The 22,759-nt window shown below is 43.8% G+C and carries 22 protein-coding genes and 1 pseudogene; 13 read left to right on the top strand and 10 right to left on the bottom strand.

Annotated features, from left to right (window positions below; genetic code table 11):
* Nucleotides 1–486: 486 nt before the first annotated feature.
* From WG943_RS11300 to WG943_RS11285, 4 genes are all read right to left on the bottom strand, one after another.
* A complete protein-coding gene (locus WG943_RS11300) occupies nucleotides 487–1,182 on the bottom strand; it encodes a metallophosphoesterase family protein (RefSeq protein ID WP_340409040.1) in 696 nt (231 codons plus the stop codon).
* Between the two features lie 88 nt (nucleotides 1,183–1,270).
* Nucleotides 1,271–1,510: a hypothetical protein gene (locus WG943_RS11295; RefSeq protein ID WP_340409038.1), complete on the bottom strand. Its 240-nt coding sequence runs from the start codon at nucleotides 1,508–1,510 to the stop codon at nucleotides 1,271–1,273.
* A 37-nt stretch (nucleotides 1,511–1,547) separates the two neighbouring features.
* Entirely contained in the window at nucleotides 1,548–1,850 is a 303-nt protein-coding gene (locus tag WG943_RS11290) for a hypothetical protein (protein ID WP_340409037.1), read from the bottom strand.
* 83 nt (nucleotides 1,851–1,933) lie between these two features.
* On the bottom strand, nucleotides 1,934–2,803 hold the full coding sequence (locus WG943_RS11285; protein ID WP_340409035.1) for an SDR family oxidoreductase: 870 nt from the start codon (nucleotides 2,801–2,803) through the stop codon (nucleotides 1,934–1,936).
* 156 nt (nucleotides 2,804–2,959) lie between these two features.
* On the opposite strand from WG943_RS11285, the gene WG943_RS11280 reads away from it, so the two are divergent.
* The 5 genes from WG943_RS11280 (at nucleotide 2,960) to WG943_RS11260 (ending at nucleotide 6,751) form a co-directional block, all read left to right on the top strand.
* Nucleotides 2,960–3,208, top strand: a complete 249-nt coding sequence (locus WG943_RS11280) for a 4a-hydroxytetrahydrobiopterin dehydratase (protein ID WP_340409044.1) — start codon at nucleotides 2,960–2,962, stop codon at nucleotides 3,206–3,208.
* 123 nt (nucleotides 3,209–3,331) lie between these two features.
* Nucleotides 3,332–4,042 (top strand): 16S rRNA (cytidine(1402)-2'-O)-methyltransferase, encoded by a 711-nt coding sequence (rsmI, locus tag WG943_RS11275; protein ID WP_340409034.1) that lies wholly within the window; start codon nucleotides 3,332–3,334, stop codon nucleotides 4,040–4,042.
* Nucleotides 4,043–4,045: 3 nt separating this feature from the next.
* Entirely contained in the window at nucleotides 4,046–5,260 is a 1,215-nt protein-coding gene (locus tag WG943_RS11270; protein ID WP_340409033.1) for an Lnb N-terminal periplasmic domain-containing protein, read from the top strand.
* Between the two features lie 9 nt (nucleotides 5,261–5,269).
* Nucleotides 5,270–6,073: an inositol monophosphatase family protein gene (locus WG943_RS11265; RefSeq protein WP_340409032.1), complete on the top strand. Its 804-nt coding sequence runs from the start codon at nucleotides 5,270–5,272 to the stop codon at nucleotides 6,071–6,073.
* Nucleotides 6,074–6,412: 339 nt separating this feature from the next.
* Nucleotides 6,413–6,751: a hypothetical protein gene (locus WG943_RS11260; RefSeq protein WP_340409031.1), complete on the top strand. Its 339-nt coding sequence runs from the start codon at nucleotides 6,413–6,415 to the stop codon at nucleotides 6,749–6,751.
* Nucleotides 6,752–6,808: 57 nt separating this feature from the next.
* Here WG943_RS11260 and WG943_RS11255 read toward each other — a convergent pair whose 3' ends face one another.
* From WG943_RS11255 to radA, 4 genes are all read right to left on the bottom strand, one after another.
* The gene (locus tag WG943_RS11255) at nucleotides 6,809–7,741 is read right to left on the bottom strand and encodes a mechanosensitive ion channel family protein (RefSeq protein WP_340409029.1); all 933 of its coding nucleotides are present in this window, start codon (nucleotides 7,739–7,741) and stop codon (nucleotides 6,809–6,811) included.
* Nucleotides 7,742–7,766: 25 nt separating this feature from the next.
* Nucleotides 7,767–8,789, bottom strand: coding sequence for an SPASM domain-containing protein (locus tag WG943_RS11250; RefSeq protein WP_340409027.1), 1,023 nt, complete (start codon nucleotides 8,787–8,789; stop codon nucleotides 7,767–7,769).
* Nucleotides 8,790–8,904: 115 nt separating this feature from the next.
* Nucleotides 8,905–10,086 (bottom strand): baeRF3 domain-containing protein, encoded by a 1,182-nt coding sequence (locus tag WG943_RS11245; protein ID WP_340409025.1) that lies wholly within the window; start codon nucleotides 10,084–10,086, stop codon nucleotides 8,905–8,907.
* Between the two features lie 213 nt (nucleotides 10,087–10,299).
* Nucleotides 10,300–11,679 carry a DNA repair protein RadA gene (gene radA, locus WG943_RS11240; protein ID WP_340409023.1) on the bottom strand — a complete coding sequence of 460 codons (1,380 nt, stop codon included), beginning with the start codon at nucleotides 11,677–11,679 and terminating at the stop codon, nucleotides 10,300–10,302.
* A 243-nt stretch (nucleotides 11,680–11,922) separates the two neighbouring features.
* On the opposite strand from radA, the gene WG943_RS11235 reads away from it, so the two are divergent.
* The gene (locus WG943_RS11235; RefSeq protein WP_340409022.1) at nucleotides 11,923–13,077 is read left to right on the top strand and encodes a porin family protein; all 1,155 of its coding nucleotides are present in this window, start codon (nucleotides 11,923–11,925) and stop codon (nucleotides 13,075–13,077) included.
* An 85-nt stretch (nucleotides 13,078–13,162) separates the two neighbouring features.
* Here the strand turns inward: WG943_RS11235 and WG943_RS11230 are convergent, their stop codons facing one another.
* The gene (locus tag WG943_RS11230) at nucleotides 13,163–16,078 is read right to left on the bottom strand and encodes a CHASE domain-containing protein (RefSeq protein ID WP_340409021.1); all 2,916 of its coding nucleotides are present in this window, start codon (nucleotides 16,076–16,078) and stop codon (nucleotides 13,163–13,165) included.
* Between the two features lie 283 nt (nucleotides 16,079–16,361).
* Between WG943_RS11230 and WG943_RS21240 the strand changes: the two are divergent.
* The 7 genes and pseudogenes from WG943_RS21240 to WG943_RS11200 all read left to right on the top strand — a co-directional run.
* Nucleotides 16,362–16,418: pseudogene (locus WG943_RS21240) on the top strand (hypothetical protein); the annotation flags it as partial.
* A 224-nt stretch (nucleotides 16,419–16,642) separates the two neighbouring features.
* Nucleotides 16,643–16,783 carry an Mpo1-like protein gene (locus WG943_RS11225; RefSeq protein ID WP_340409020.1) on the top strand — a complete coding sequence of 47 codons (141 nt, stop codon included), beginning with the start codon at nucleotides 16,643–16,645 and terminating at the stop codon, nucleotides 16,781–16,783.
* 24 nt (nucleotides 16,784–16,807) lie between these two features.
* The gene (locus WG943_RS11220; protein WP_340409019.1) at nucleotides 16,808–17,524 is read left to right on the top strand and encodes a hypothetical protein; all 717 of its coding nucleotides are present in this window, start codon (nucleotides 16,808–16,810) and stop codon (nucleotides 17,522–17,524) included.
* 193 nt (nucleotides 17,525–17,717) lie between these two features.
* On the top strand, nucleotides 17,718–18,785 hold the full coding sequence (locus tag WG943_RS11215; RefSeq protein ID WP_340409017.1) for a hypothetical protein: 1,068 nt from the start codon (nucleotides 17,718–17,720) through the stop codon (nucleotides 18,783–18,785).
* Nucleotides 18,786–18,942: 157 nt separating this feature from the next.
* Nucleotides 18,943–20,337 carry a class II fumarate hydratase gene (gene fumC / locus WG943_RS11210; RefSeq protein ID WP_340409016.1) on the top strand — a complete coding sequence of 465 codons (1,395 nt, stop codon included), beginning with the start codon at nucleotides 18,943–18,945 and terminating at the stop codon, nucleotides 20,335–20,337.
* Nucleotides 20,338–20,434: 97 nt separating this feature from the next.
* A complete protein-coding gene (locus tag WG943_RS11205; RefSeq protein ID WP_340409015.1) occupies nucleotides 20,435–21,067 on the top strand; it encodes a hypothetical protein in 633 nt (210 codons plus the stop codon).
* 198 nt (nucleotides 21,068–21,265) lie between these two features.
* Nucleotides 21,266–21,769 (top strand): YkgJ family cysteine cluster protein, encoded by a 504-nt coding sequence (locus WG943_RS11200; RefSeq protein ID WP_340409013.1) that lies wholly within the window; start codon nucleotides 21,266–21,268, stop codon nucleotides 21,767–21,769.
* A 94-nt stretch (nucleotides 21,770–21,863) separates the two neighbouring features.
* Here WG943_RS11200 and WG943_RS11195 read toward each other — a convergent pair whose 3' ends face one another.
* Entirely contained in the window at nucleotides 21,864–22,604 is a 741-nt protein-coding gene (locus WG943_RS11195; protein WP_340409011.1) for an SDR family oxidoreductase, read from the bottom strand.
* Between the last annotated feature and the right edge of the window lie 155 nt (nucleotides 22,605–22,759).

The raw sequence follows: 22,759 nt of genomic DNA, 5'->3' as shown, positions 1-22,759 counted from the left end.
ACTTATATTAGGGTCTGTTTGAGCCCAGCTATCAACTACCGCACATAAAATGATCAAGCATTTTAACGCTAATATTTTTAGGAACTTTGCATTACGAGGGTGAACGTAACTTTGTGCCATAGCTAATTATTGTGGTAATGGTGTAATTTCGAACGCAACTGTAAATTTTCTGCACAAAATAAGATAATTATTATGTTATTTCAGCAACTTTTCACAAAATATTTCGTAAATGGCTTGCCTTAATTATAAAAATGTGAAAATGATATATATAAATAAGGATATAAATTGCAGATAATATTTATAAAGTGTAGCTCTTTTACTAAACTGGAGTTTCTGCTGAAATTCCAGTTTAACTTGACGCAAAGCCTCATATTACTTTAAGAGATCGAAGGCCAATAATTTTGTGGAGAAGGAATAGATGCTTAACAGTAGCTGCTATAAATCAGCAATTTAATCAATAAAATTAAATTTGAAGATTGCTGAATTTTAAGATTTACGCCTAACTTTATATGACCTATCTATGTTTGGTTGGACAAATAACTCTTGAGAGTTTAAGTCCAAGGCGACCAAATTTCCGAATGAAGCATTTTTATAATACACACACCCAGCGTCCAAATTGACTTTAGGATTTAGATGAGAAACAGCTTTTTTTATACTATGCAAAGGTGTAGGAGTGTGCCCGTGTAGTAGACGCTTATTGTTAATCTTAGACCAGTCTACTTTATAATTACGAATGTTCAATATCGCATCTTTATCTTTAAAGATATCCTTCTGATGAAAATCGAATCCTGCATGCACTAGAAAGTAGTCAGGTAGTTCCAAGTAGTAAGGGAGGGAATTGATAAACTGTATATACTTATCTGGCAGTTGTTCAAAATGGCTTATATTAAAGCTTAGCAGTGTCAGTTTCTTTTCATAGGAAGTAAGGCTAAGGGCTTTTCCCCCTTTTTTTGCGGCCTTCAAAAGCATCTCGTCGTGATTACCCCGCAGACAGAATACCTGGTAGTGCTGTGCCTGAAGATGAAGTATAAAATCTATAACCCCTTTGCTATCAGGCCCTTTGTTTACATAGTCGCCTAACAGATAAAGTTCATCTGTCTTTTTCAGCTTAAGCCGGTCTAAAACCATTGCTTTCAGGGTTTGAGCACAACCATGTATATCAGTTAAAGCATATCGAGCCATGGGTCAGAAGTGTTTGTTTCTGATAAATATAAAAAGAAAATAGCACCTGTTTTGCAGGTGCTATCTCTGTAGTAAGCGTTAGGTTGTTTTAATTATACTTGTTATTATCTATATCTGGCTTGTTAGTATTGCGGTTCGGATTATTTTCTATGATATTTTCTCCAGCCGCATTATCAGGGCCGTCAGTATACTTTTTCTTCAGCTCCTCATGTTCTGCTCGTGTTTGGTTAGGATCAACTGGCTTAGCACCTGAATTTTTGTCCTGTCCTCTGCCTGTTGGTTTTCCTTTGTTCTCAGAGCTTTGTTGTGTGTGCTTATATGATGGCATGATGGTCCTCCTTTAAATTAGTAGTTAAAATTATACGTTAGGTGCCGCGTCCTTCGCCCTCTGTGCGCATATTGTCTGGCGGTTGAATTCCGTCGTCGGCATAATCGTTTACGCCTGTAGCAGACGGTCCCTCAGAAGCTGTATCGCTGCCGAAGCCTTCTTTGCCGTCGCGGTTACCGAAGCCTCCACGCTGATGTTCGTTTTTAGGTGGGTCTGCTCCCGGTATAATGTGACCGGCACGCATTTCCTGCTCACTGGTGTCGTCTTCTATAACGCGTATAGGCCGCTTATTAGGTCCTTGGCCTTGCAGCCTTGTTTCATTGTTTTTATTTTCAGCCATATTGGTTCTGATTTTATACCTGCCTTTTCAGGCACTAACTCTATTATTTTACTCCTTTTAAGGCGCTATGGTTTTGTTCTTTTCTAAGAACCCACTTGTTCACCGCCATTCACATGGATTACCTGCCCTGTAATATAGGAGCCATCTTCTGAGGCTAACAGTACATATGCCGGCGCCACCTCAGATGGTTGCCCAGGGCGTTTTAAAGGCACATTACTTCCAAATTCTTTTACTTTTTTCGCATCAAAAGATGCAGGGATAAGGGGAGTCCAGATTGGGCCTGGCGCAACGGCATTTACTCTGATATTTTTTTCAGCCAGATTCTGAGACAACGATCTGGTAAAGGCGGTAATAGCACCCTTTGTAGCAGCGTAATCCATCAGGTGATGGCTGCCGCGATAAGATGTAACAGAGGTGGAGTTTACTATGCAGCTGCCTTCGTTCATGTGCTCCAGGGCAGCCTTTGTCATGTAAAACATACTAAAGATGTTTGTCTGGAAAGTTTTCTGAAGCTGATCTTTGGAGATATCCTTTAAATCCTGCTGCTCGTGCTGCTCTGCTGCGTTGTTTATAAGTATATCCAGTTTACCTAACTCTTTTACAACCTGCTTCACAACTTTTTGGCAGAAAGCCTCATCTCCTATATCTCCGGCTATAGTAATACATTTATGTCCTTCCTTTTCTACTAGCCGCTTGGTCTCGTCGGCATCTTTGTGCTCGTCTAAGTATACGATGGCTACGTCGGCACCTTCTCGTGCAAAATGCACCGCTACCGCACGTCCGATCCCGCTGTCGCCACCCGTGATCAAGGTTACTTTACCTTTTAGCTTATCGCTGCCTTTGTAGCTGTCGCGGATAAATTCTGGCTTCGGAGTCATCTTGTGTTCATCTCCTGGCTGGTCTTTCTGCACCTGTGGTGGCACCGACTTAGGTTTCTTATCTATAGTTTTCATAGCTTTATAGTATAAATTTGCTTTTCGTATTGCCATAGCCTATACGCCTGTTTTTTAGACTGTGTTATTCAGGCACAACAAAGTATAAGTATAGATTAACGGCAAAATACATATGCAAGGCAAACAGAAGTATAAACAGAAATCAACATGAAAACTATGTGGAGAGAAGAAGAAAATAAGCTAAAACGCTCGCTTACATTCAAAGATTTTAAGCAGGCAATGGCCTTTATGAATCAGGTAGCTGATGTGGCCGAGGAACTAAACCATCACCCATGGTGGAGCAACGTGTACAACAAAATTGAGATTGAATTAACCACACACGATGCAGGCAATACCGTAACAGAAAAGGATCATGAGCTGGCAGAGAAGATCGATAAGATTTATGACAGTTTGATTGTTGCTTAGTGCTTGTTAATTATTGAAAGTCTAGCTTTTGATCACTTATAATGCTACTGAGCCAGGTTTCTATACTTCAGCCAACTGGCCATCAGCAAGTAACAATCAACAATTAAGTCGTATCTTTGGGCTATGCAGGAACCAGAGAAAACCAATTTATACTTAGTGCCGACACCTATCGGCAACTTAGAAGATATTACGCTGCGGGCAATACGGGTACTAAAGGAGGTGGATGTTATACTTGCCGAGGACACCCGCACCAGTGGCAAACTGCTGCAGCACCTAGGCATCGAAAAGCGCATGCACAGTCACCACCTGCACAACGAACACAAAGCCACTACCCATCTAGTAGAACGCATGAAAGCAGGAGAGGTAATGGCCTTGATCTCTGATGCTGGCACACCCGGAATTTCTGATCCTGGTTTTTACCTGGTGCGCGAGTGCCTGAAGCATGACCTGAAAATAGAGTGCCTGCCAGGTGCCACCGCCTTCGTTCCTGCCTTGGTAAAATCTGGTTTTAGCACCGACAGGTTTACGTTTGAAGGATTTCTGCCCATTAAAAAAGGCCGGCAGACACGCCTGCAGAGCCTTGCGACTGAAGAACGCACTATGATTTTTTACGAGTCGCCGCACCGCCTGCTCAAAACACTCACGCAGTTTAAGGAGTACTTCGGCGGAGAGCGCATGGCCTCTGTTTCACGTGAAATCACGAAAATGTTTGAAGAAACCATTAACGGTACTTTAGACGAACTTATTCAAATTTTTACGACCAAAGCAATTAAAGGCGAGTTTGTACTTGTAGTGGCAGGAGAGAAGGCCGGCAAAGCAACAAACGCCGAATAAAGTATGAAAAGTTACCTGAAGAAAATAAGCCTGCTGCTACTGCTGTTCATTTTTTCAGTTCAGGCAAAAGCACAGTTCGAAGGTTTACGCATATCACCCGATGCTAAAATCAGCCTGATAACCTGCTCAAGCGGCAATGATCTGTATGCCGTGTTCGGCCATAGCGCGGTGCGGGTGCAGGACCCATCCTTGGGCATGGACGTGATCTTTAACTACGGCACCTTCGATTTTAATGAACCTAACTTTTACCTGAAGTTTGCGCAAGGCAAGCTAAACTATAAGCTGTCGGCTGCGCACTTCCAGGATTTTGTGTACAGCTACGCACAGGATAACCGCTCTGTGTTTGAGCAGGAACTGAACCTGACGCCGGAGCAGAAACAGAAATACTGGCTGTTTTTAACAAACAACTACCTGCCGGCAAACCGCTTTTACCTTTACGACTTCTTTTTCGACAACTGCGCCACCCGCATCCGCGACGGACTTGAAGCTACCTTCCCAGACCAGATAAAGTATAACATCGAGCACCTCGACAAAGACTACAGCTTCCGGAACCTGATTGACTTATACTTGCCACCACAGCCGTGGGGCGATTTTGGAATCGATCTGGCCCTGGGAGCAAGAATAGACAGAGAGGCAACTCCGTACGAGTACATGTTTTTACCGGACTATCTATCCGAGGGCTTTGCCAATGCCACCATCCAGCAAAACGGGCAAGCCGTATTGCTTACAGGCAAGCCAGTAGCTGTATTCACGCAGGAGCCGGCAGAGCAGCTCTTTTCGCTTTTCACGCCAATTATACTTTGCTGGTTTCTTTTTATTGCTGCTGCAGCCGTTACCTTACTTGATTTAAAGAAAAGCCGCCGTTCCCGTACATTTGATTTTATACTTTTCTTTGCGGCGGGTTTGCTGGGCATCGTTATGCTGCTGCTTTGGTTTGCCACAGACCACCAAGCTACCGCAAATAATTTTAACCTGCTTTGGGCCATACCTACACATGTGGTAGTAGCGTTCCTTTTAGGTAAGCAAGTATTGCCGGAGTGGGTAAGAAAGTATATGGCAATTACAGGTTTAATAACCGGTATACTTACCATTTCGTGGTGGATTCTGCCGCAGGAGCCGCATGCTGCCTTTATACCTTTAGGTTTAACTTTATTACTGCGCGCAGAGTATATTGCCTGGTTTGAAAAGAAAAAAGAATTAGTAACTGCCAAAGTATAACCACTAACAATGAACTTACACCAGCTTAGCCAAAACCTGAACATACTTGCCCGGAAAGTAGGCGCCTTTATAAAGCACGAAGCCGAAAACTTCGACCGCTCTAAGGTAGAGATGAAAGGCTTTAATAACCTGGTATCTTATGTAGACAAACAGGCAGAGGAGCAGCTGGTAGAAGGTTTGCGCATATTGTTGCCAGAAGCAGGCTTTATAACCGAAGAAGAAACCGACAACACCAAAGGTGACCGCTATAACTGGATAGTAGACCCGCTGGATGGCACTACCAACTTTACCCATGGCTTGCCTGCATACTCTGTAAGTGTAGGTTTGATGGATGGCGATGAAGTGGTGCTGGGCGTAGTATACGAGCCTAACCGAGACGAGTGCTTCTGGGCCTACAAAGGCGGCGGGGCCTTCTGCAATGATAAACAAATTAAAGTATCCGAAGCTCCGGCTCTTAAAGACTCGCTTATTGCAACTGGCTTCCCATACTACGACTTTGGCCTCACGCAACTGTACTTACAGGTGCTGGGCGGGTTTATGGGCAAATCGCATGGGGTGCGCCGCTACGGCTCTGCCGCCCTGGACTTAGCTTATGTTGCCATAGGTAGATTTGAAGGTTTTTTTGAGTACAACCTAAATGCCTGGGATGTAGCCGGCGGTGCCATTATTGTGCAGGAAGCAGGAGGCAAGCTTAGCAAATTTACAGCAGGCGGCGATTATGTTTTTGGTCGTGAGATCGTAGCTAGCAATGGGCACATACATCAGGAGATGCTCGATACCATTGCTGAGCATTGGAAAAGCGCCGCCAGCTAAACTTTTTATACTTTTACTCGGTTGTTCTAACGTATGGTACAGGAACTAATCATCCTTCTCATTTTTTTAGCTGCGGCCTTTTATATGGCACGCATGGTGTATCTTAGTTTTGCGGCTAAAAGCGGCTGCGCCAAAAGCTGCGGCGCCTGCTCTACCATCGACTTCAAAAAAATTCAGAAGGACCTTGAGAAGTCAATGACTCATAAATGATTGAAGAATGCGTAAGCGTTATCTTCATAAACATTTTTAACTAGTCATTAATCATTAATTCCGTATCTAAACTCTGTTTTTGCGTATAGTTCTATACTTAGCTATTGAACACACATTATATTGACTGATATGCAAGATAAAGTTGAAGAAAGATCCCTTGTAAATGTATTAAACCGCCTGCGTAAAGACGGCTATAAGTACGATTTTAAAGTATCCGGCGATGGTAAACTTTGCACTATGGAGGATAAAGAGACATTCTCGCCAGACCAGGTGCGCATTGTAGACTTTTACCGATTCGAAGGCGAGAGCGACCCAGACGATATGTCTATACTTTATGCGATGGAAACAACCACGGGCCTGAGAGGCACCATATCTAATTCGTACGGCCCCTATGCCGATGAAAGCGTGGATAACTTCCTAAAGCAGGTAGAAGATTTAGGAAAGAATCTTGATAAAAAAGACAAGTAAAATAAAGAGGGCCGAAGCAGAATCGGCCCTCTTTATTTTTATCTGAAGTATAAACAGTTACTCTTCTCTATTTCTCTCCTGTTCACCATTACCCTCAGCATCCTGTATACTTTGTAGCTCCCCGCTTAGCCTATCGCCTCCTTTTATAGCAAAGTCCAGTGTTCGGATTGGAAACGGAATAACAATGTTATTGGCATCAAAAGCTTTCTTGATACGAATAATGGCATCGCTTTTAGCTCCAACATAATCTACTTGCCGGCTGTAACTTACCCAGAAACGCGCTTTGAAATTAATAGAGCTGTCGCCAAAGGAATCATACATTACCTCTATATCACGTGTTTTAACTCGGTTCTTTACATCTTCTAACGCCTCGATTACTATCTTCTGCACTTGCTCCAGGTCCTCCGCATAGGAAATACCAACTTCTAAATCTACGCGCCTGGAGCCGTGGAAGGAGAGGTTAGTTACCGGATTCTCAAACACCATTTTATTGGGTAGCTTTACCAGCTCACCGGTTGGTTTACGAATGTCTACTGTGCGTAATGTGATGCGCTCAATAACACCGAAATAGTCATTCGTTTCGATCATATCGCCAACACCAAAGGGTTTTTGCACAGCTATAATGATACCTGAGATAAAATTGGCGGCGATATCCTGAAAGGCAAAACCCAGAGCCAAACCCAAGATACCCACACCGGCGAGCAACGAAATCACCACCCTATCCAGTTTCAGGACACTAAGCACGAAGAAGAAGCCTACAAGCAGCAGCGCTAAGTATAGCAGCGTAGAAACAAGGTTATTCAGGGCTGCGCTGTGTGAGAAGCGGTTGATTACATGATCAAGGCCATTACGTACAACTCTGGCTATGTAAAAGGTGAGTATGAGCAGGATAAGTGCTACAAAAAGGTTTGGAAGCAGCAATACCAGCTGGTTTCCCCAGATCTCCAGCTTATTAATTAGCAACTCCAGGGCATTGTTGATGTCTTTCATATAGTACGCTTCATTTTACTTTATCTCAGGCCCATACTTTGGTACCCTCGGTGCAGTTGCGGCACATTTCTATATCGGCACGAGAGCCTAACAGCGTTTGCCGGAAACGGTTATACGTGCTTCCGCGCCAAACTTCTGTAAATGTATTTTCTTTTAAGTCTCCCTGTCTGTACTCGGCATCTTTATCAAAGCAGCACGGTACCACCAAACCGTCCCAGGTTATTACGCAGGAATGCCACATTTTCCAGCAGTGGTTTAGCAGTTTGTTTTTAATAGAGTAGCTGCTATCGCCGTTGTTTTGGTATCTGGAGTAATAATCTATAGTTGGTATAAGCGGAGACCCTTGTTCATAATCGTAAATCTGCGCTGTCTTGAATACAACTTCGTCTACGCCGAGTTCCTGTGCCAGTTGCTGTACGTCCTGCAGTTGGTGCTCGTTTGGCTTTACTACCAAAAATTGAAACATGATATGCGGTGTTCTCGACTTCAGTTTCTTTTTCCATTTTACTACGTTACGCGTACCTTCCAGCACTTTATCCAGTTTCCCACCAATGCGGTAAGCAGCATAGGTTTCCTGGGTTGTGCCGTCGATAGATACGATCAAGCGGTCCAGTCCGGATTCTACGGTTTTGCGTGCGGTGTCATCGTCTAAATAATGCGCATTGGTAGAGGTGGCAGTGTAAATGCCCTTGCCTGACGCATATTTTACCAACTCCAGAAAATTTTTGTGCAAGTATGGCTCCCCCTGAAAGTAGAAGATCAGGTAAAGCAGCCGTTTGTGTAATTGATCAATAGTGCTTTTAAAAAGCTCGTCCTGCAGCATGCCGGTGGGCCTTGTAAAAGAGCGCAAACCGCTCGGGCACTCGGGGCAGCGCAAATTACAAGAAGTAGTAGGCTCCAGCGATATACTTAGCGGCATTCCCCAATGCACAGCTTTGCCTGTAATTTTAGCTACTAGATAGCTGCTAACCACTTGTAAAGCATTGTAAGCACGCAATGGCGTTAGTTTCGACAGAAAGTTAAGGCCATCGGTAACGTGCAGCTTCATGTGGTTGTGCAGCAAAGGTATAGCTAAGAGTTAAAACAACTAAAAAGGGAGCAGCCATTACAACTGCTCCCTCTAAGTTATGGTTTCTGGCTTTAAGGACCAAACCAGGTTACTTTTAGTACCTGAACAGGGCCTTCACATTGCCTTGGCTTTCGCTTGATTCGCTTAGCCCATTGTAGCTGTTTACATATACTTTACCACCCTGTGCTATTGTTTTTATGGCAGCCAGATTTATTAGGTCGTAGTCTCCGCGCTGATACTCTTTATGTACTACAGCAGTAGCGCTTGCCGGATCGTAACTACCCCATACTGGTTGGCTAGGAGAGATAAACAACGTATCAACTCGGCCATGTACTGCCTCTGCTGCCACAGTTGCAAGGTCTTCGGAGGTAGATCCGGTACCTGCCACATTCTGATAACGATTAAGAGAATCGGTATGGCTCTGCTGCATAATTGGCTTGATTAGCTTAAGTGCTTTCTCGTGCAGCATGTTTGCGTTATCAACACCTTCGTTTATGTTGATATTTTCTGGTACAATGTTTTTGTACTTGCTGTGTGTTCGGTAAAGGCTGCAGTAGTGATCCACGCCAGCCAATACCAATGGTTCATGTGCATCGTGCAGTATTTTCTGCATACTGTTGTCAATCTCTATCACAAACTCCCGTACTCGTTCGTGCTCTTCGTCGCCTTTCGTTGACCCCGGGCCATGTACTATGTTAGAGCCGTTAACTGTAGTTGTAGAATTTGTAAAGTCCTGGTCGTTGCCTTTAATATCAAACTTAAGCGCCTTGCTCATTGTCTCCGGAACAAACGAACTGATATCAATTGGCCTTACTTTTTCGATAGTTGCCTCATAAAACGCCACTTTTTCACGGTACAGAGAAAGTATGAAGAAGCGTCCGTTCTGGCTCAGAATAGGAAGCACAGGAGTGAAGTAGAAGTGATCTAACACATATACAACATCCGGCATGGCAATCGGCAATGTGTAGTGCTCCGAAAAGCCTTTCGTAATAAACACAGCCAATCCTTCTGCCTGATGGCGCCAAAAGTTTGTGTCATTTAATAGCGCGTCGGCAGGCTTTAGGTATTCATCTATCTCAGCCTCAGGCACATCATGCCTTTCCAGTAAGGCTCTGGCCTCTTTTATTTTGTTTTTAAAAAGTATAGTATCCTGGCCATTAAGGGTTTGCTGACCAGCACGGTGGGTAGGTATGAATATAGAAATGCAAAGTGCATTTTGTGTGTTGTTCTGCACATTAAGCAGTTTCTCAATGTCATTTTTATTGATCAATGCCATAGTTTATTTTGGTTAAGTATAAGATCTGAAACAATGTCATTTACTCATTTTTTTGAGCAATAAGGGGTAGAAATTAAGTACGCATCTATTGTATGAACGGTTATTGAGAAGCAAAAGATGAAGAATGTGGTTAAATAGGAATACAAAAAAAGCCACCAGGGTTAACCCGGTGGCTTACAGTGTTTTTAAAGCTAATTAAAAGCTAATTGTACATTACCCGAACAAACTACTGAAAACATCCTCTAACCTGCCAAAGGGATGTATGTTAATGGAGAATTTGCTAAAGTCTACTCCCTTCTTGTTATACTTTGAAATGTAGATGTCTTTAAAACCAAGTTTCTCGGCCTCGCTAATGCGGTTTTCTACACGATTTACAGCCCGAATCTCGCCACCCAAACCCACTTCAGCGGCAAAACAAGAGGTACTTGGTATGGCCATATCCTCGAAAGAGGAAAGTATAGAGGCACACACAGCCAAATCAAGGGCAGGGTCTTCTACTTTTAAACCACCAGCTATGTTCAGGAATACGTCCTGCGTGCCTAGCTTATAACCGCCACGCTTTTCCAGCACGGCCAGCAGCATGTTCAGGCGTTTTGCGTCAAAGCCTGTGCTGGTGCGCTGTGGGGTACCGTAGGTGGCGGGGCTAACTAAACTTTGTACCTCAATTAACAAGGGCCTGTTACCCTCCAGCGTAGCTCCTATGCTTATACCGCTAAAAGCATCTTCGCGCTGCGATATCAGAATTTCAGACGGATTACTTACCTCGCGCAAACCTGAACCCAGCATCTCGTAAATACCTAGCTCTGAGGTAGAGCCAAAGCGGTTTTTAGTGGTGCGAAGTATACGGTAAGTCATGTGGCGGTCGCCTTCGAAAGTAAGCACCGTATCTACCATGTGTTCCAGAATTTTAGGGCCTGCCAGATTGCCTTCTTTGGTGATATGGCCGATTAAGAAAACAGGCGTGCCGCTTTCTTTAGCAAACTTTAATAACTCAGCAGTACACTCACGCACCTGGCTTACGCTACCGGCACCGGCTTCTATAAAAGAGGAGTGAAGAGTTTGGATGGAATCTATCACTAACACCTGCGGCCTCAGCTGCTCTATTTGCTTAAAAATGTTCTGTGTTCCGGTTTCGGTAAGTATAAAGCAGTCGGAGGTTTGAGCAATCAGGCGCTCTGCACGCATTTTAATCTGCTGCTCACTTTCCTCACCACTTACATATAATACCCGCAAGCCACTAAGGCTCAAGGCAATCTGTAGCATCAGGGTAGACTTGCCTATACCCGGCTCACCGCCTATAAGCACCATAGAGCCAGGCACAATGCCGCCTCCCAGCACACGATTCAGTTCCTGGTCCTGCGTCATGATGCGGTGCTGCTCTTGGTAGCTTATGTCGGCAATCGGTTTAGGTTTGTTAGATACCTGCGCAGAGCTGCTGCCTACTTTCCAAGCGCTTGTTGGAGTAATTTCCTCGCGCTGTACTACCTCTTCTACGTAGGTGTTCCACTCGCCGCAGGCCGGGCATTTCCCTATCCATTTAGCTGATTGAGCGCCACAGTTCTGGCAGAAGTATGATGTTTTTATTTTAGCCATTTATTGTTGTTGTTCGTATGGTGTTGTTCGTTCTTAGGGTGTGCTTACCCGGTGTTTAAGAACAAAATTCAGGAGCAGAAGGATCAGTTTTTATACTTTATATATGATGATTTTTGATGCCTGCTGCAAGGTATAAAAGTACACATTTCCTGCTTACTTAGCTGCTACTTTCTCGGTACCTGATGTGCTAAAACTCATAGTTTAATATTTTATATATTTACATCTTAATCCTATAACCATTTTATGAAACAAACTTTACAAGGAGCTATACTTATGCTATTGTGTTTATTTACCAGCTCAGCAGCACAGGCTCAAAAAACTACACCAAACGCCTATCTTATTACCAGTTCCTCTGATACCCTTCGCGGACAATTAGTAAAAGAAAACTCTTCTAAAATGCTTTATGCCATTCAGTTTGGAGAAGCTGGGAACTATAAAACGTATCAGGCTGCTGATATAAATGGTTACGGAATAGGAGATAGCATCCGGTACGAAACAAAGGATGTACTTGTGGATGGGAAATCATACACGGTGTTTTTGCAATTATTAGTTGACGGACCCGCTAAACTGTACTACACGCAGCGTCTACACCCGTCGTATAACTTCTTTTTACAAAAAGAGCAGGGGCATGTAGTGCCGTTAAACCGCAGCTACTACACGGGCACCCTTTCCAGCATACTAAGCGACTGCGAAATCATCAATGTACAAAAGCATAAGTATACAGCTTTGAGTCTCTCAAACTTGGTGCATGCTTACAATAACTGCTTTACAGGCGCCCAACAAGGCAAAGTACTGCACAAGTCAAATAAGTTAACAATATTTTGGGGTGTTCGTGTAGGGGCAAGTGCTTTTCACCTCAGCTACCAGTCAGAGGCAGGCTCTCCTGATCATCATACCTTTGGCAGCACAACCGAGCCTGTTGCAGGTATTTTTGCAAACATAGGAGCAGGTAAACAATTTTCTGTACAGCCTGAGCTTACCTATACTTCCCGAAGAGCAGAGAGCACGTATACCCACACCCGAAACACAACAGTAGTTTACAACAGCCATATAAAACTGGATGCTCATTACCTGCAGTTGCCTGTATTGCTAAAGTATAAATTTGGCAGCGCAAAGCTGCAGCCATACTTTAATGCCGGCCCTGCTCTTGGCCTGGCACTTTCTAAAGATTTCACAAATACAGTTACTTACCAGGATGGCAGTACTCATGTAAAGAGTATGGCATTAGATAACTATACTTTAGGATTAGTGGCAGGAGCTGGTGTACAAACACAGCTTACCAAAAGAAATGCCTTGTCTGTTGAGTTACGCTTTGTCCGGGATCTTGCCAACAGCAATCACATCTATAAAAAGATTCACTTCGATTCCTGGCAACTTACTGCAGGTATAACATTATAACATGGCTAAATAAAAAGGCGCTATCTTATCCCGGTAGCGCCTTTTTGTCTTAATAGCAGAAAGCAACTGGTGCTGTATACATACTTTACACCTCCTGCGCCACTGCCTCCTGCTTAAAGTATACTTTAAAGGTTGTGCCTCTGCCAAGGTCGCTGTCTACTTCAATGCGGCCTCCGCTGTTCTCTATTATGCGCTTTACAATGTATAAACCAATACCTGTACCCTCAACGTGGCTGTGCAGGCGCTTAAACATGGTAAAGAGTTTGTGCTGTTGCTCTTTGCGTATACCCAAGCCATTATCTTCTACCTCCAGCACTATGAAATCATTCTGTTTGTAAGTACTTATTTTGATGCTCGGCTTACGGTCTGGAGACTTATACTTGATAGCGTTAGAAACGAGATTGTAAATTATACTTCGAAGGTTTTTTCGGGCAAAAAGCACGTCTTTTACCTGTAGGTCTGTTATGATTTCAGCATCCGAGTTTCTGACCAATCCTTCTATATCAGCAGTAACATCTTGTAAGGCTACCTCAAAAGAGAGCGGTTCTACTGCCGAATCTAACTCTTTCTGCACTTTAGTAATTTCTGCCAGGTCTGCAATAGTACCTTTTAACTTGTTGATTGACCCCTGCACCATATCCAGCACCTGCAGGTCGCTCTCCTCCAGCCTTTCCTGCAGTTCTTCGCGCAGCAGGGCGGCAAGGCCTTCCATGTTCGCTATCGGCGACTTTAGGTCATGCGAGGCGGTGTAAACAAAGTTATCCAGGTCGTTATTAATCCGCTGCAGTTCTTTGTTTTTATCGCTTAGCTCATCATTTGTATGCAGGAGTGCCTGGCGAGCTTTCACGAGTTCCGTTACCTCTACAGCAAACACCAGCACCGCTTCTATTTTATTGTTAGTATCTATAAGCGGCTGATAAACAAGGTTGAAATAAGCGTTTTGCTTGCCTCTGCTATCTTCTATTGTAGCCGTTACTTCGTTGCCTATAAAAGGCTTGCCTGTTTCAAATACCTCTTCAATTCTCTTAAAGAAACCCTCGCCTTCTAAATCGGTGTGGGCTTCGTAAATAGTTTTGCCTACCAACGGACGGTTGCCATACAGCCTGCGGTATTGAGAATTTGCAAGCACATACTGGTAATCAGGAGCTCGCACTAAGCCTACCACGGCAGGCACCTCCAGAAACAGCTTCTGCAGCAGCTCTGCGTTCTGCTTCACTTTTCGCTCTGCCTCCTTCATCTCTGTTATATCTATAACAGAGCCAATAAAGCCAAGGAAGTCGCCGTTAGAGCCAAAGCGAGGTGTATCAGTAAGTACTACCCATCTGTAAACACCATCGAAGCGGCGCATCCTAAACTCAACCCTAAAGGCAGTTCGCGTTTTCAGGCCGTTTTCAAAAATATGGCTGATACTCTTTACATCTTCCGGGTGCGCCACATCTCTCCAGGTTAGGTACATGGTTTCCTCAAAGCTATGGCCGGTAAAGTCCATCCACTGCTTGTTCACATACTGGAACCGTCCCTCCTGATCGCGCATCTTGATAATTACAGGGGCACTATCAGCCATAATTCTGAAACGGGCCTCACTGTCTAGTATAGCTTGCTGAGCTCTCTTCTCTTCAGTTATGTCGCGCACCTCAACTATAGTATAGGCTGGCACACCATTTTCTATAATCGGACGGGCAGCACATGTAACGCTAAAGAAGGTACCGTCTTTTCGCACAAATACATCCTCGTGAGCACGCATCTCATTGTTAGTTGGCAGTGCTCTATCTATAGGGCATTCTTCAAGCGGATAAGGCGTTCCATCCGGATGATGGTGATGGATCATGTCATGAAGAGGCTTTTTGCTGATTTCCTCGAACGTATAGCCTGTCATCTCCTCCGCTGCCGGGTTCATAAAGGTACAGTAGCCCCGAGCATCCATAATAAATAAAGCAGCCGTAGCATTATCGGTAATAGTTTGCTTTAAACGGTTAGAGCGGCGGGTGTTTGACAGTGACCAGATGATGAAAAACATCAGTAAACTTATAATGCCACCGCCTAAAAGTATAAACTTCGGAAGCTCTGTATCGGCCGATCTGCCAAATGTTGGTTTTGCCGTTACAAATATGCGCCACGTGTTGTTGCCAATGCTCAGGGTGTTTAGTTTACTAAAGTTCCTGTTACTGGCAGCATGGTAATAAAGAGTTGTATCTGTACTGAAAAGAAGTGCACTTTCTTCCAGGTTTGTGCCGTCATAAATTTCTACATCTATGTCCTTATAATCTTTAGTCAGGATAGAAGAAAAAAGGTCTTTCGCCCTGTAAGGACTGTATACAAAGCCTTTAATCAGGCGCTGCCTTTCATGAATAGACTCAGGGTTTGCGTTATTTTTATAGATTGGGAGATAAATCAGGAAGCCAGACTGTTCATCTCTTCCATTTTCCTGCACCAATCGTACTTTGCCCGTCATGGCTGGCTGTTTGGTATCTCGGGCTATACGCATAGCAGATTGCCTTATCGGCTCACTAAACATATCAAAGCCAAAAGCTCTAAGGTTTCTGCCTGTAAAAGGCTCGAGATAAATAATGGAGGTATAGTTTAAGCGGCCTCCCTCAGGGCGTACTTTGTAGTCCGGAAAACCAACGGCTTGCATTCTACGCTCATGCTCCTCCAACTCGCCGGGCTTAATGTAGTGCGAGTATCCTAAGCCCTGTATACCCGGATAGTTTTCTTCCAGGTTAAGGGTTTCGTAGTAGTGGCGCCAAGCCTTACGTTCTACCGTATCAGAAGAAACAAACAATGCCTTGGCTCCAATCAGGATCTGAATATGATCCTGCATGCGTTTTTCGATGGCCTGCGTAGCCTGATCTGCCCTGATGCTGAACAGTTTTTCGCTACGCTCTTCTGCCTTGCGCTTCGTTTCGGAGTAAATAAACAGCGTAAGCAGGAAGATCAGTAAGAACGAGAAAATCGCGATAAAATAATCTTTTACGAACAGAACCAGCTTAGCAGCTTTCATTAGGTATATATTAAGTACTCTCTAGCAGAATTATGCTTTGAAGTGATTTTTAAAGAAAAAAATTCCAAGCAAGTACAGTTTCTCTTCACTCAAATATAAAAAAAAGAAATGATGCATGGGCCATGGCCGGGGCAGAAGCAATATTGATAAGAGCCTACTACCTTATTATGTAGTAAAAGAATTATATTACCTATATCTATAATTCTTTTTTAAACACTAAAATATGAGATCGATACAGCAATAGTTCGATGAGTATGGGCAAAACCACCAGAACCACACAAATAAACTTATACATTGGATATGTGTGCCGCTTATACTTTTAGTATCATCGGTATACTAGCCAGCATACCAAGCAGTGCACTTAAGTCTCCGTTTCCGGTTATCTTTCAGCCATACATACATTTTGGCACATTGGTTATACTTTTAGGCCTGCTATTTTAGCTACGCCTTTCTTTTACAATGTTTCTGGGAATGGCTATGGTTTGTGCGTTTATGTTATGGGCCGTTCAGAGGTTAGATGCTGTAACTAACACACCTTTATAGCTTAGTAGCCTGATTATATTTGTGTTAGCCTGGCTTGGGCAGTTTTATGGGCACAAAGTGGAAGGTAAAAAACCATCTTTCTTAAAAGATTTGCAGTTCCTGCTGATTGGCCCGGCCTGGTTACTTGGCTTTATCTATCGGAAATTGAGCATACCGTATTAACTTTGCAGTACCAACTCTTTACTTATGCTTGAGATCCTCAAAATATTACTTGTTGCTTTTTTCTCTGTTGCAGTTCTTTTGCCTGTGGTGCGCTATATGCTGCGTACTATATCTCCGGCTAAACATGCAGCGCCTATCACTGCTGATGAGTTAAAGTATATCCAGAAGCAGGACGTAAAGCTTACCATTGCCTATTTCTTCTTTGCCTGCGTACTGGCTGTTTTCTTTGCAGGTGTGCTAGCTCTGATATCTAGTATAATTCATACACAAAAAGGGCAGTTGTTTCTGCTAACACCAAACTTTAATGCCATGTTTGCACCAGGGCTTTTGCTGGGAATGGTGTTTGCCTTATTACCCCTGCGCATAATCCAGCACACATTGCTAGGCCATGATGCGGAGTTATATAAAACTTACATTCAGCGCACAGAAGGCGAAAGATCTACTAAAAAGTATAGCGTTATTTTTGTGCTGTTGCTAGTTATTGCAGGGGCAGTAGCCTGGTTTAGCTTACGCTGGTATGTAGTTATAGATGAAAACGGCTTGGAGGTAAACAACCTGTTAGGCGAAAAGCGAGCGTATGCACATCAGCAAATCCAAAGTATACATTACTTAGGTACGGAAGGCCAGTACTTAGTTACCTTCGATGATCAAACCAACCTGAACACCAGCTACCTGAAACCTGTGCAACTGGAGATAATTGCCTTGTTGGCTGAAAAGTCGGGGCACCGGGTGATTCGTTAAAAGAGAGAGGCTTTTTCTGCTTTGCCTAATACTTATCCATTTGGTTGCTTTTATTCCTAAGCTTTGCTAAACCTATACTTTAGCCAAAGCAGCAGCGGTTTTGCTTACCCAGAGGGGCAGACTGCTTGCACTGGAAAATCCTGCGCATAGTAATCTTATTATCAGTTATCTTTGCGCGATTTTTTAGATACATATGAAGTATAAAGTTTTACTGCTAATGCTGCTGGTGCAGTTATCGGCAGTGGCACAGAAGAGTATACAGGTGGCTGATCTGCGCATTACAGTGCCAACTGCCATCGAGAAGCCTAAAAGTATAAAACCACAGGAGGGAGTATATTACTTCGGTTTTCAGCAAGGAGACATAATCATTGTAAACGTAGAGCCGGAGAAAAGCGATCAGGCACTAAACCTGGAGGTGCAGGAGTATACTTCAGGCTCCACGATGTTCTCTATCAAAAACCAGAAAAGAATAAAGAACCTGCGCTTGCCAGCGCCACGCAAAATAGCTTACAGGTTTATACTCACCGCTGCCAACGGCAAAGCAATTCCGGCCCAGCTAAAAATAAACCGTACGCCGGCCGACGAAGAAAGCCGTCATTTCAACACTAACATTACCTGGAAAACCAAATCGGACACCACCTGGACTACCGTAAGCGAGAAGGTAACAGTAAAGGGTGACTTGGTGCCTGTTACGTTGGTAGATAAGACTTTTAGAGTGGCTTCTAAAGCAAACCTGAACCCAAGCCGTGTGGCTGTGCCTTTTAAGCTACCTGCTAACACTGCGCATTGGGTGTATTGGGTAGGCGTGGGGCAGGAGTCTGTGGAGCAGCTTAAAAATATGACCTCCATGGCCAGCAAGGGAGCAGCAACACTAGCCGCACCACTTAGCCCGGTGGCCGCATTTGGCCTTGGCCTGATACCGAGCCTACCACAGGTAAGCGCCTCTGGAAGTATAGATTACTACTTCATGAACAAAGCCTCTGCCGACAAGTTTGTAGCCGACGCAGACTCTGACTGGAAAAGCTATGCCTTTGCCCAGGGAGCAGGCATTATATCCGATTATAAGCTGGTGCAGCTTTCTGAAACGCCCAAAACAGCTGATGGAACGCTATACACCGTTTTCCGTAACAGCAACACCGTAACCGGCCTGGATATAACACTAAAAGTAGTAGCTTTTGAGCAGGAGAAGAAGCAGGTAACCAAACAGGTAAGAAAGCCACAGAAGGTAGAGCAAACGTTTGTGCCAGTGTTCGGGGAGTAATTGTATTCGTCATCTTGACGATAGGAGAGATCAGTTTCAGTTTTGAGCAGACTTGGATTACTCACTAGCTTTCGAAATGACAGATAAAATAACTCTTAACTCTTTTTTGTAGTTTTACCGCAGATAAGTTGATCCTTTAAACCAAACATAAATCGATATGCAAGTTCGCGTAGAGAAAGACACAATGGGACCTATAGAGGTGCCTGCAGACAAATACTGGGGTGCTCAGACGCAGCGCTCAAAAGAAAACTTTACCATTGGTGGCCAACTGATGCCAAAGGAAGTAGTTGAGGCATTTGCTATACTTAAGAAATCGGCTGCTTTTGCTAACGCTGAGTTAGGCGTATTGGCACAGGAAAAAGCAGAGATAATTGGTAAAGTATGCGACGAGATTCTGGAAGGTAAACTGGCTGACCAGTTCCCGTTGGTAGTATGGCAGACAGGGTCGGGCACGCAGTCTAACATGAACGTGAACGAAGTTGTTGCTAACCGTGCGCATGTGCTTTTAGGTGGCGATTTACTAGATGAGAAAAAGAAGATCCACCCGAACGACGACGTAAACAAGTCGCAGTCTTCTAACGATACGTTCCCGACGGCGATGCACATTGCCGCTTACAAGAAAGTGGTAGAGCACACATTGCCTTTGGTTAAGAAACTACGTGACACACTTAACAGCAAAGCAGAGGCTTACATGGATGTGGTGAAGATCGGCCGTACGCACCTAATGGATGCTACACCGCTTACGCTAGGCCAGGAGCTTTCTGGTTATGTAGCCCAACTGGATTACGGCATGAAAGCGCTTCGCAACACGCTGGAGCACCTGAGCACACTGGCCCTTGGCGGTTCTGCAGTTGGCACAGGCCTTAACACGCCGGCTGGTTACGATGTACTGGTTGCTAAGAAGATTTCTCAGTATGCTGGTCATGAGTTTATCACGGCTCCTAACAAATTTGAAGCACTTGCTGCACATGATGCGATCGTAGAAACATCTGGTGCGCTTAAGCAACTGGCGGTATCGCTGATGAAGATCGCTAACGATATTCGTTTGCTGGCATCTGGTCCACGTTCTGGTATTGCTGAAATCCTGATTCCTGAGAACGAGCCGGGTTCTTCTATCATGCCGGGTAAAGTAAACCCAACGCAGGCAGAGGCTATGACTATGGTTTGCGCGCAGGTAATCGGTAACGATGTGGCTATCTCGGTAGGTGGCATGAACGGCCATTTCGAACTGAACGTATTTAAGCCGGTGATGATCTACAACCTGCTGATGAGTGCCCAGTTGATCGGTGATGCCTGCGACTCGTTCGACAAGCATTGTGCTGTTGGTATCGAGCCAAACACTGCCCGTATCAAAGAGAACCTGGAGAACTCGCTGATGCTGGTAACAGCCCTTAACCCGCATATCGGTTACGACAACGCAGCTAAAATTGCGAAGAAGGCGCACAAAGAAGGCACTACCCTTCGCCAGGCAGCTATCGCTCTTGACCTGCTAACCAACGAGCAGTACGACGAGTGGGTGAAGCCAGAAGACATGATCGGTAGCTTGAAATAGTAAGATTATACTTGTAGAGACGCAATACTTTGCGTCTTGGTAGGTAAAAGGAAAAGCAGCTCTGGAAGGGGCTGCTTTTTTGCTTATATTTATAAGCATGAAGATAGATGTCTGTTCTTTGATCAAGTTTGGCGAAAGAGCTCATATGGAGAGCTTTTATAAACAAGGGATAATGTTTATGAATAACCTCAGCGCATTTCGAAAAATTGAAGATGGGGAATTAAGAGGAGATAAACATGAGGCTTTATATGAGCAAAAAGAAATTAGTAATATTAGAATTTCTTTGGGAGATAGCATGATAGGGATTGCTGACAGAGGGTTTTTCAACCTTTGGCATGATAATCCCAAAGGCAATATATTTTCGATGTATGCTTTAGAGACAAGTGAAAACTTAGAAGACATTATGATCGATAACTCATGTAAAAAGTTTGGAGATACATGTGTTTTTATACTTGATATCATTGAATTCATTAACAGAGTAGACAAAGCCGCAAAGAGAAACGGATATGACCTAATTTATTCTCCTGTAGAATATATAGATTTAAAGAAGTTTCATGGAAAATGGTCTGTATTCAAGAAACCAATCCAATATTCATATCAGAGCGAATTTAGATTCTTGATAAGAAGAGAAGAACCTGAACCATTACTCTTAAATATAGGCTCCTTAGAAGATATAGCAGCTATAGCAGAAAGCAGTAAAATTGATACATTAAAGGTTAGCAGACAATAAAAGAATATATGCTTTGGCCCCGCTAGTGCGAGCTTGTAGCTCGTACTTTTATTGCTATTCAAATATGTGCACGAGCTACAACCTCACGTCAATAACGGCTAAAAGCAGTAGTGTTCCGTTTATATTATAGTTATTATAGTTAGCTGTAATTTAAGCTACCTCTAACCAGCACATAAAAAGTGCTTAAATTCAGTAAGTATGATTGATTCAACGAATATCTGTTTGGCTTGTGGTTTGTGTTGTACTGGCACCTTGATAGGCTTTGTACAGCTTAATAGCGAAGAGTTGCCCGTCGTAAGAAAGTTAATGGATATCGAGGAGGCAAGTAATGATGGTGTATTTCTTCAGCCCTGTAATAAGTATTGCGATGGCTGCACTATTTACCTAGACAGACCTAAACAATGTGCCAGCTACAAGTGCGAACTCTTAAAATCTGTTGAACGAAAAGAAGTAGATTTTAAGTCGGCTGTTGAAATAGTTGATGTGGTTAAACAGAAAAAGAGCGCTATAGAAGAAAGGTTAGCGCTACTACAGATTAAGCTACAATCCCATTCATTTTACTTTAAGATGACCGAGCTGAAAAACCTGTATCAGAAAAACGAGCATGAGTTATCATCAACACCGGACTTCATAGATTTAATAGCCGACATCAAGCAACTTGATAATCTGCTATCAGAGAGATTTGGTGTCACAGTATTCTAAAGCAAAAGATTATTGCCTGAATAAGGAGATCCTATACAATCACTTTTGTAGCTAGTGGTTGAAAAACATACTTTCTTTACAGTATCCTCAACTTTTACTGCTTCCCGGATGGCTTCAGCAAAATCTCATTCACGTTGGCGCGGCTAGGCAATGTAAGCGCATAAAGTATAGAATCTGCGATGTCCTCCGGCTCCAGCTTAGACTCGCCTTCACCCCAATCCATGTCGTTTAGCAGTTCCTTGTCTGTGATAGATTCGCGTAAATCGGTGTCTACGGTGCCCGGCTCAACAGACGTGATGCGGATGTTATAGTCAGGAGAAAGCTCCATGCGTAACCCTTCTGAGATCGCAATGATAGCCGCTTTGGTAGCTCCGTACACAGCACCACCTCGGTACATTACCCGCCCATCAATAGATGCCATGTTTACAATGTGGCCGCTCTTGTTTTTGATCATAGTGGGCAGCACCGCATACACAGCCTTTAGTATACCCTTCAGATTCACGTCTACCATCTTCTCCCATTCGTCCAAGTGGCGGTTTTTCATGTAGGAGAGGGGCATTAAGCCGGCGCTGTTCACCAGGATATCAATTGTGCCATACTTGTCCAGCGCTATCTGGGCCATCGCTTCTACCTGTTTCAGGTCTGTTACATCTGTTTCTGCAATGGTGGCCTCGCCGCCTTTGCTTTCGATTTCCTGTTTTACTTCTTTCAGATCGTCGGCGTGGCGGGCAGCTAATATTACTTTGGCACCTGCTTCGGCTAGGGTTTTGGCAGTCGCCTTGCCTATACCTTGCGATGCCCCGGTTACAATGGCTACTTTATCTTTTAATTTCATAGTATACTTTGTTTCTAGAGCTTGTATACTTTCAAATCAATAAGCTAGTTATTCTCAAGTATTAAGAAGGCTATTGTTTCTTTTTTGTGCGGGAGAATAAAATGTATCTTTCGCTGCGTATACCTCTCTATTCCGCGAGTTTAAGCGAAATAGTA

The sequence above is a fragment of the Pontibacter sp. H249 genome (assembly GCF_037892465.1).
In the GTDB taxonomy this organism is placed as follows: Bacteria; Bacteroidota; Bacteroidia; order Cytophagales; family Hymenobacteraceae; genus Pontibacter.
Note: the sequence above shows the minus strand (reverse complement) of the source record. Positions and strands in the feature narration are given on the sequence as shown.

Excerpts from the sequence above, each read along its gene's own strand:
- WG943_RS11290 (WP_340409037.1), bottom strand. The coding sequence starts at position 1,850 with ATGGCTGAAAATAAAAACAATGAAACAAGGCTGCAAGGCCAAGGACCT.
- WG943_RS11285 (WP_340409035.1), bottom strand. The coding sequence starts at position 2,803 with ATGAAAACTATAGATAAGAAACCTAAGTCGGTGCCACCACAGGTGCAG.
- fumC (WP_340409016.1), top strand. The coding sequence starts at position 18,943 with ATGCAAGTTCGCGTAGAGAAAGACACAATGGGACCTATAGAGGTGCCT.
- WG943_RS11230 (WP_340409021.1), bottom strand. The coding sequence starts at position 16,078 with ATGAAAGCTGCTAAGCTGGTTCTGTTCGTAAAAGATTATTTTATCGCG.
- WG943_RS11260 (WP_340409031.1), top strand. The coding sequence starts at position 6,413 with ATGCAAGATAAAGTTGAAGAAAGATCCCTTGTAAATGTATTAAACCGC.
- WG943_RS11280 (WP_340409044.1), top strand. The coding sequence starts at position 2,960 with ATGTGGAGAGAAGAAGAAAATAAGCTAAAACGCTCGCTTACATTCAAA.
- WG943_RS11295 (WP_340409038.1), bottom strand. The coding sequence starts at position 1,510 with ATGCCATCATATAAGCACACACAACAAAGCTCTGAGAACAAAGGAAAA.
- WG943_RS11215 (WP_340409017.1), top strand. The coding sequence starts at position 17,718 with ATGAAGTATAAAGTTTTACTGCTAATGCTGCTGGTGCAGTTATCGGCA.
- WG943_RS11245 (WP_340409025.1), bottom strand. The coding sequence starts at position 10,086 with ATGGCATTGATCAATAAAAATGACATTGAGAAACTGCTTAATGTGCAG.
- WG943_RS11300 (WP_340409040.1), bottom strand. The coding sequence starts at position 1,182 with ATGGCTCGATATGCTTTAACTGATATACATGGTTGTGCTCAAACCCTG.
- WG943_RS11235 (WP_340409022.1), top strand. The coding sequence starts at position 11,923 with ATGAAACAAACTTTACAAGGAGCTATACTTATGCTATTGTGTTTATTT.
- radA (WP_340409023.1), bottom strand. The coding sequence starts at position 11,679 with ATGGCTAAAATAAAAACATCATACTTCTGCCAGAACTGTGGCGCTCAA.
- WG943_RS11220 (WP_340409019.1), top strand. The coding sequence starts at position 16,808 with ATGCTTGAGATCCTCAAAATATTACTTGTTGCTTTTTTCTCTGTTGCA.
- WG943_RS11250 (WP_340409027.1), bottom strand. The coding sequence starts at position 8,789 with ATGAAGCTGCACGTTACCGATGGCCTTAACTTTCTGTCGAAACTAACG.
- rsmI (WP_340409034.1), top strand. The coding sequence starts at position 3,332 with ATGCAGGAACCAGAGAAAACCAATTTATACTTAGTGCCGACACCTATC.
- WG943_RS11200 (WP_340409013.1), top strand. The coding sequence starts at position 21,266 with ATGATTGATTCAACGAATATCTGTTTGGCTTGTGGTTTGTGTTGTACT.
- WG943_RS11255 (WP_340409029.1), bottom strand. The coding sequence starts at position 7,741 with ATGAAAGACATCAACAATGCCCTGGAGTTGCTAATTAATAAGCTGGAG.
- WG943_RS11265 (WP_340409032.1), top strand. The coding sequence starts at position 5,270 with ATGAACTTACACCAGCTTAGCCAAAACCTGAACATACTTGCCCGGAAA.
- WG943_RS11195 (WP_340409011.1), bottom strand. The coding sequence starts at position 22,604 with ATGAAATTAAAAGATAAAGTAGCCATTGTAACCGGGGCATCGCAAGGT.
- WG943_RS11205 (WP_340409015.1), top strand. The coding sequence starts at position 20,435 with ATGAAGATAGATGTCTGTTCTTTGATCAAGTTTGGCGAAAGAGCTCAT.
- WG943_RS11270 (WP_340409033.1), top strand. The coding sequence starts at position 4,046 with ATGAAAAGTTACCTGAAGAAAATAAGCCTGCTGCTACTGCTGTTCATT.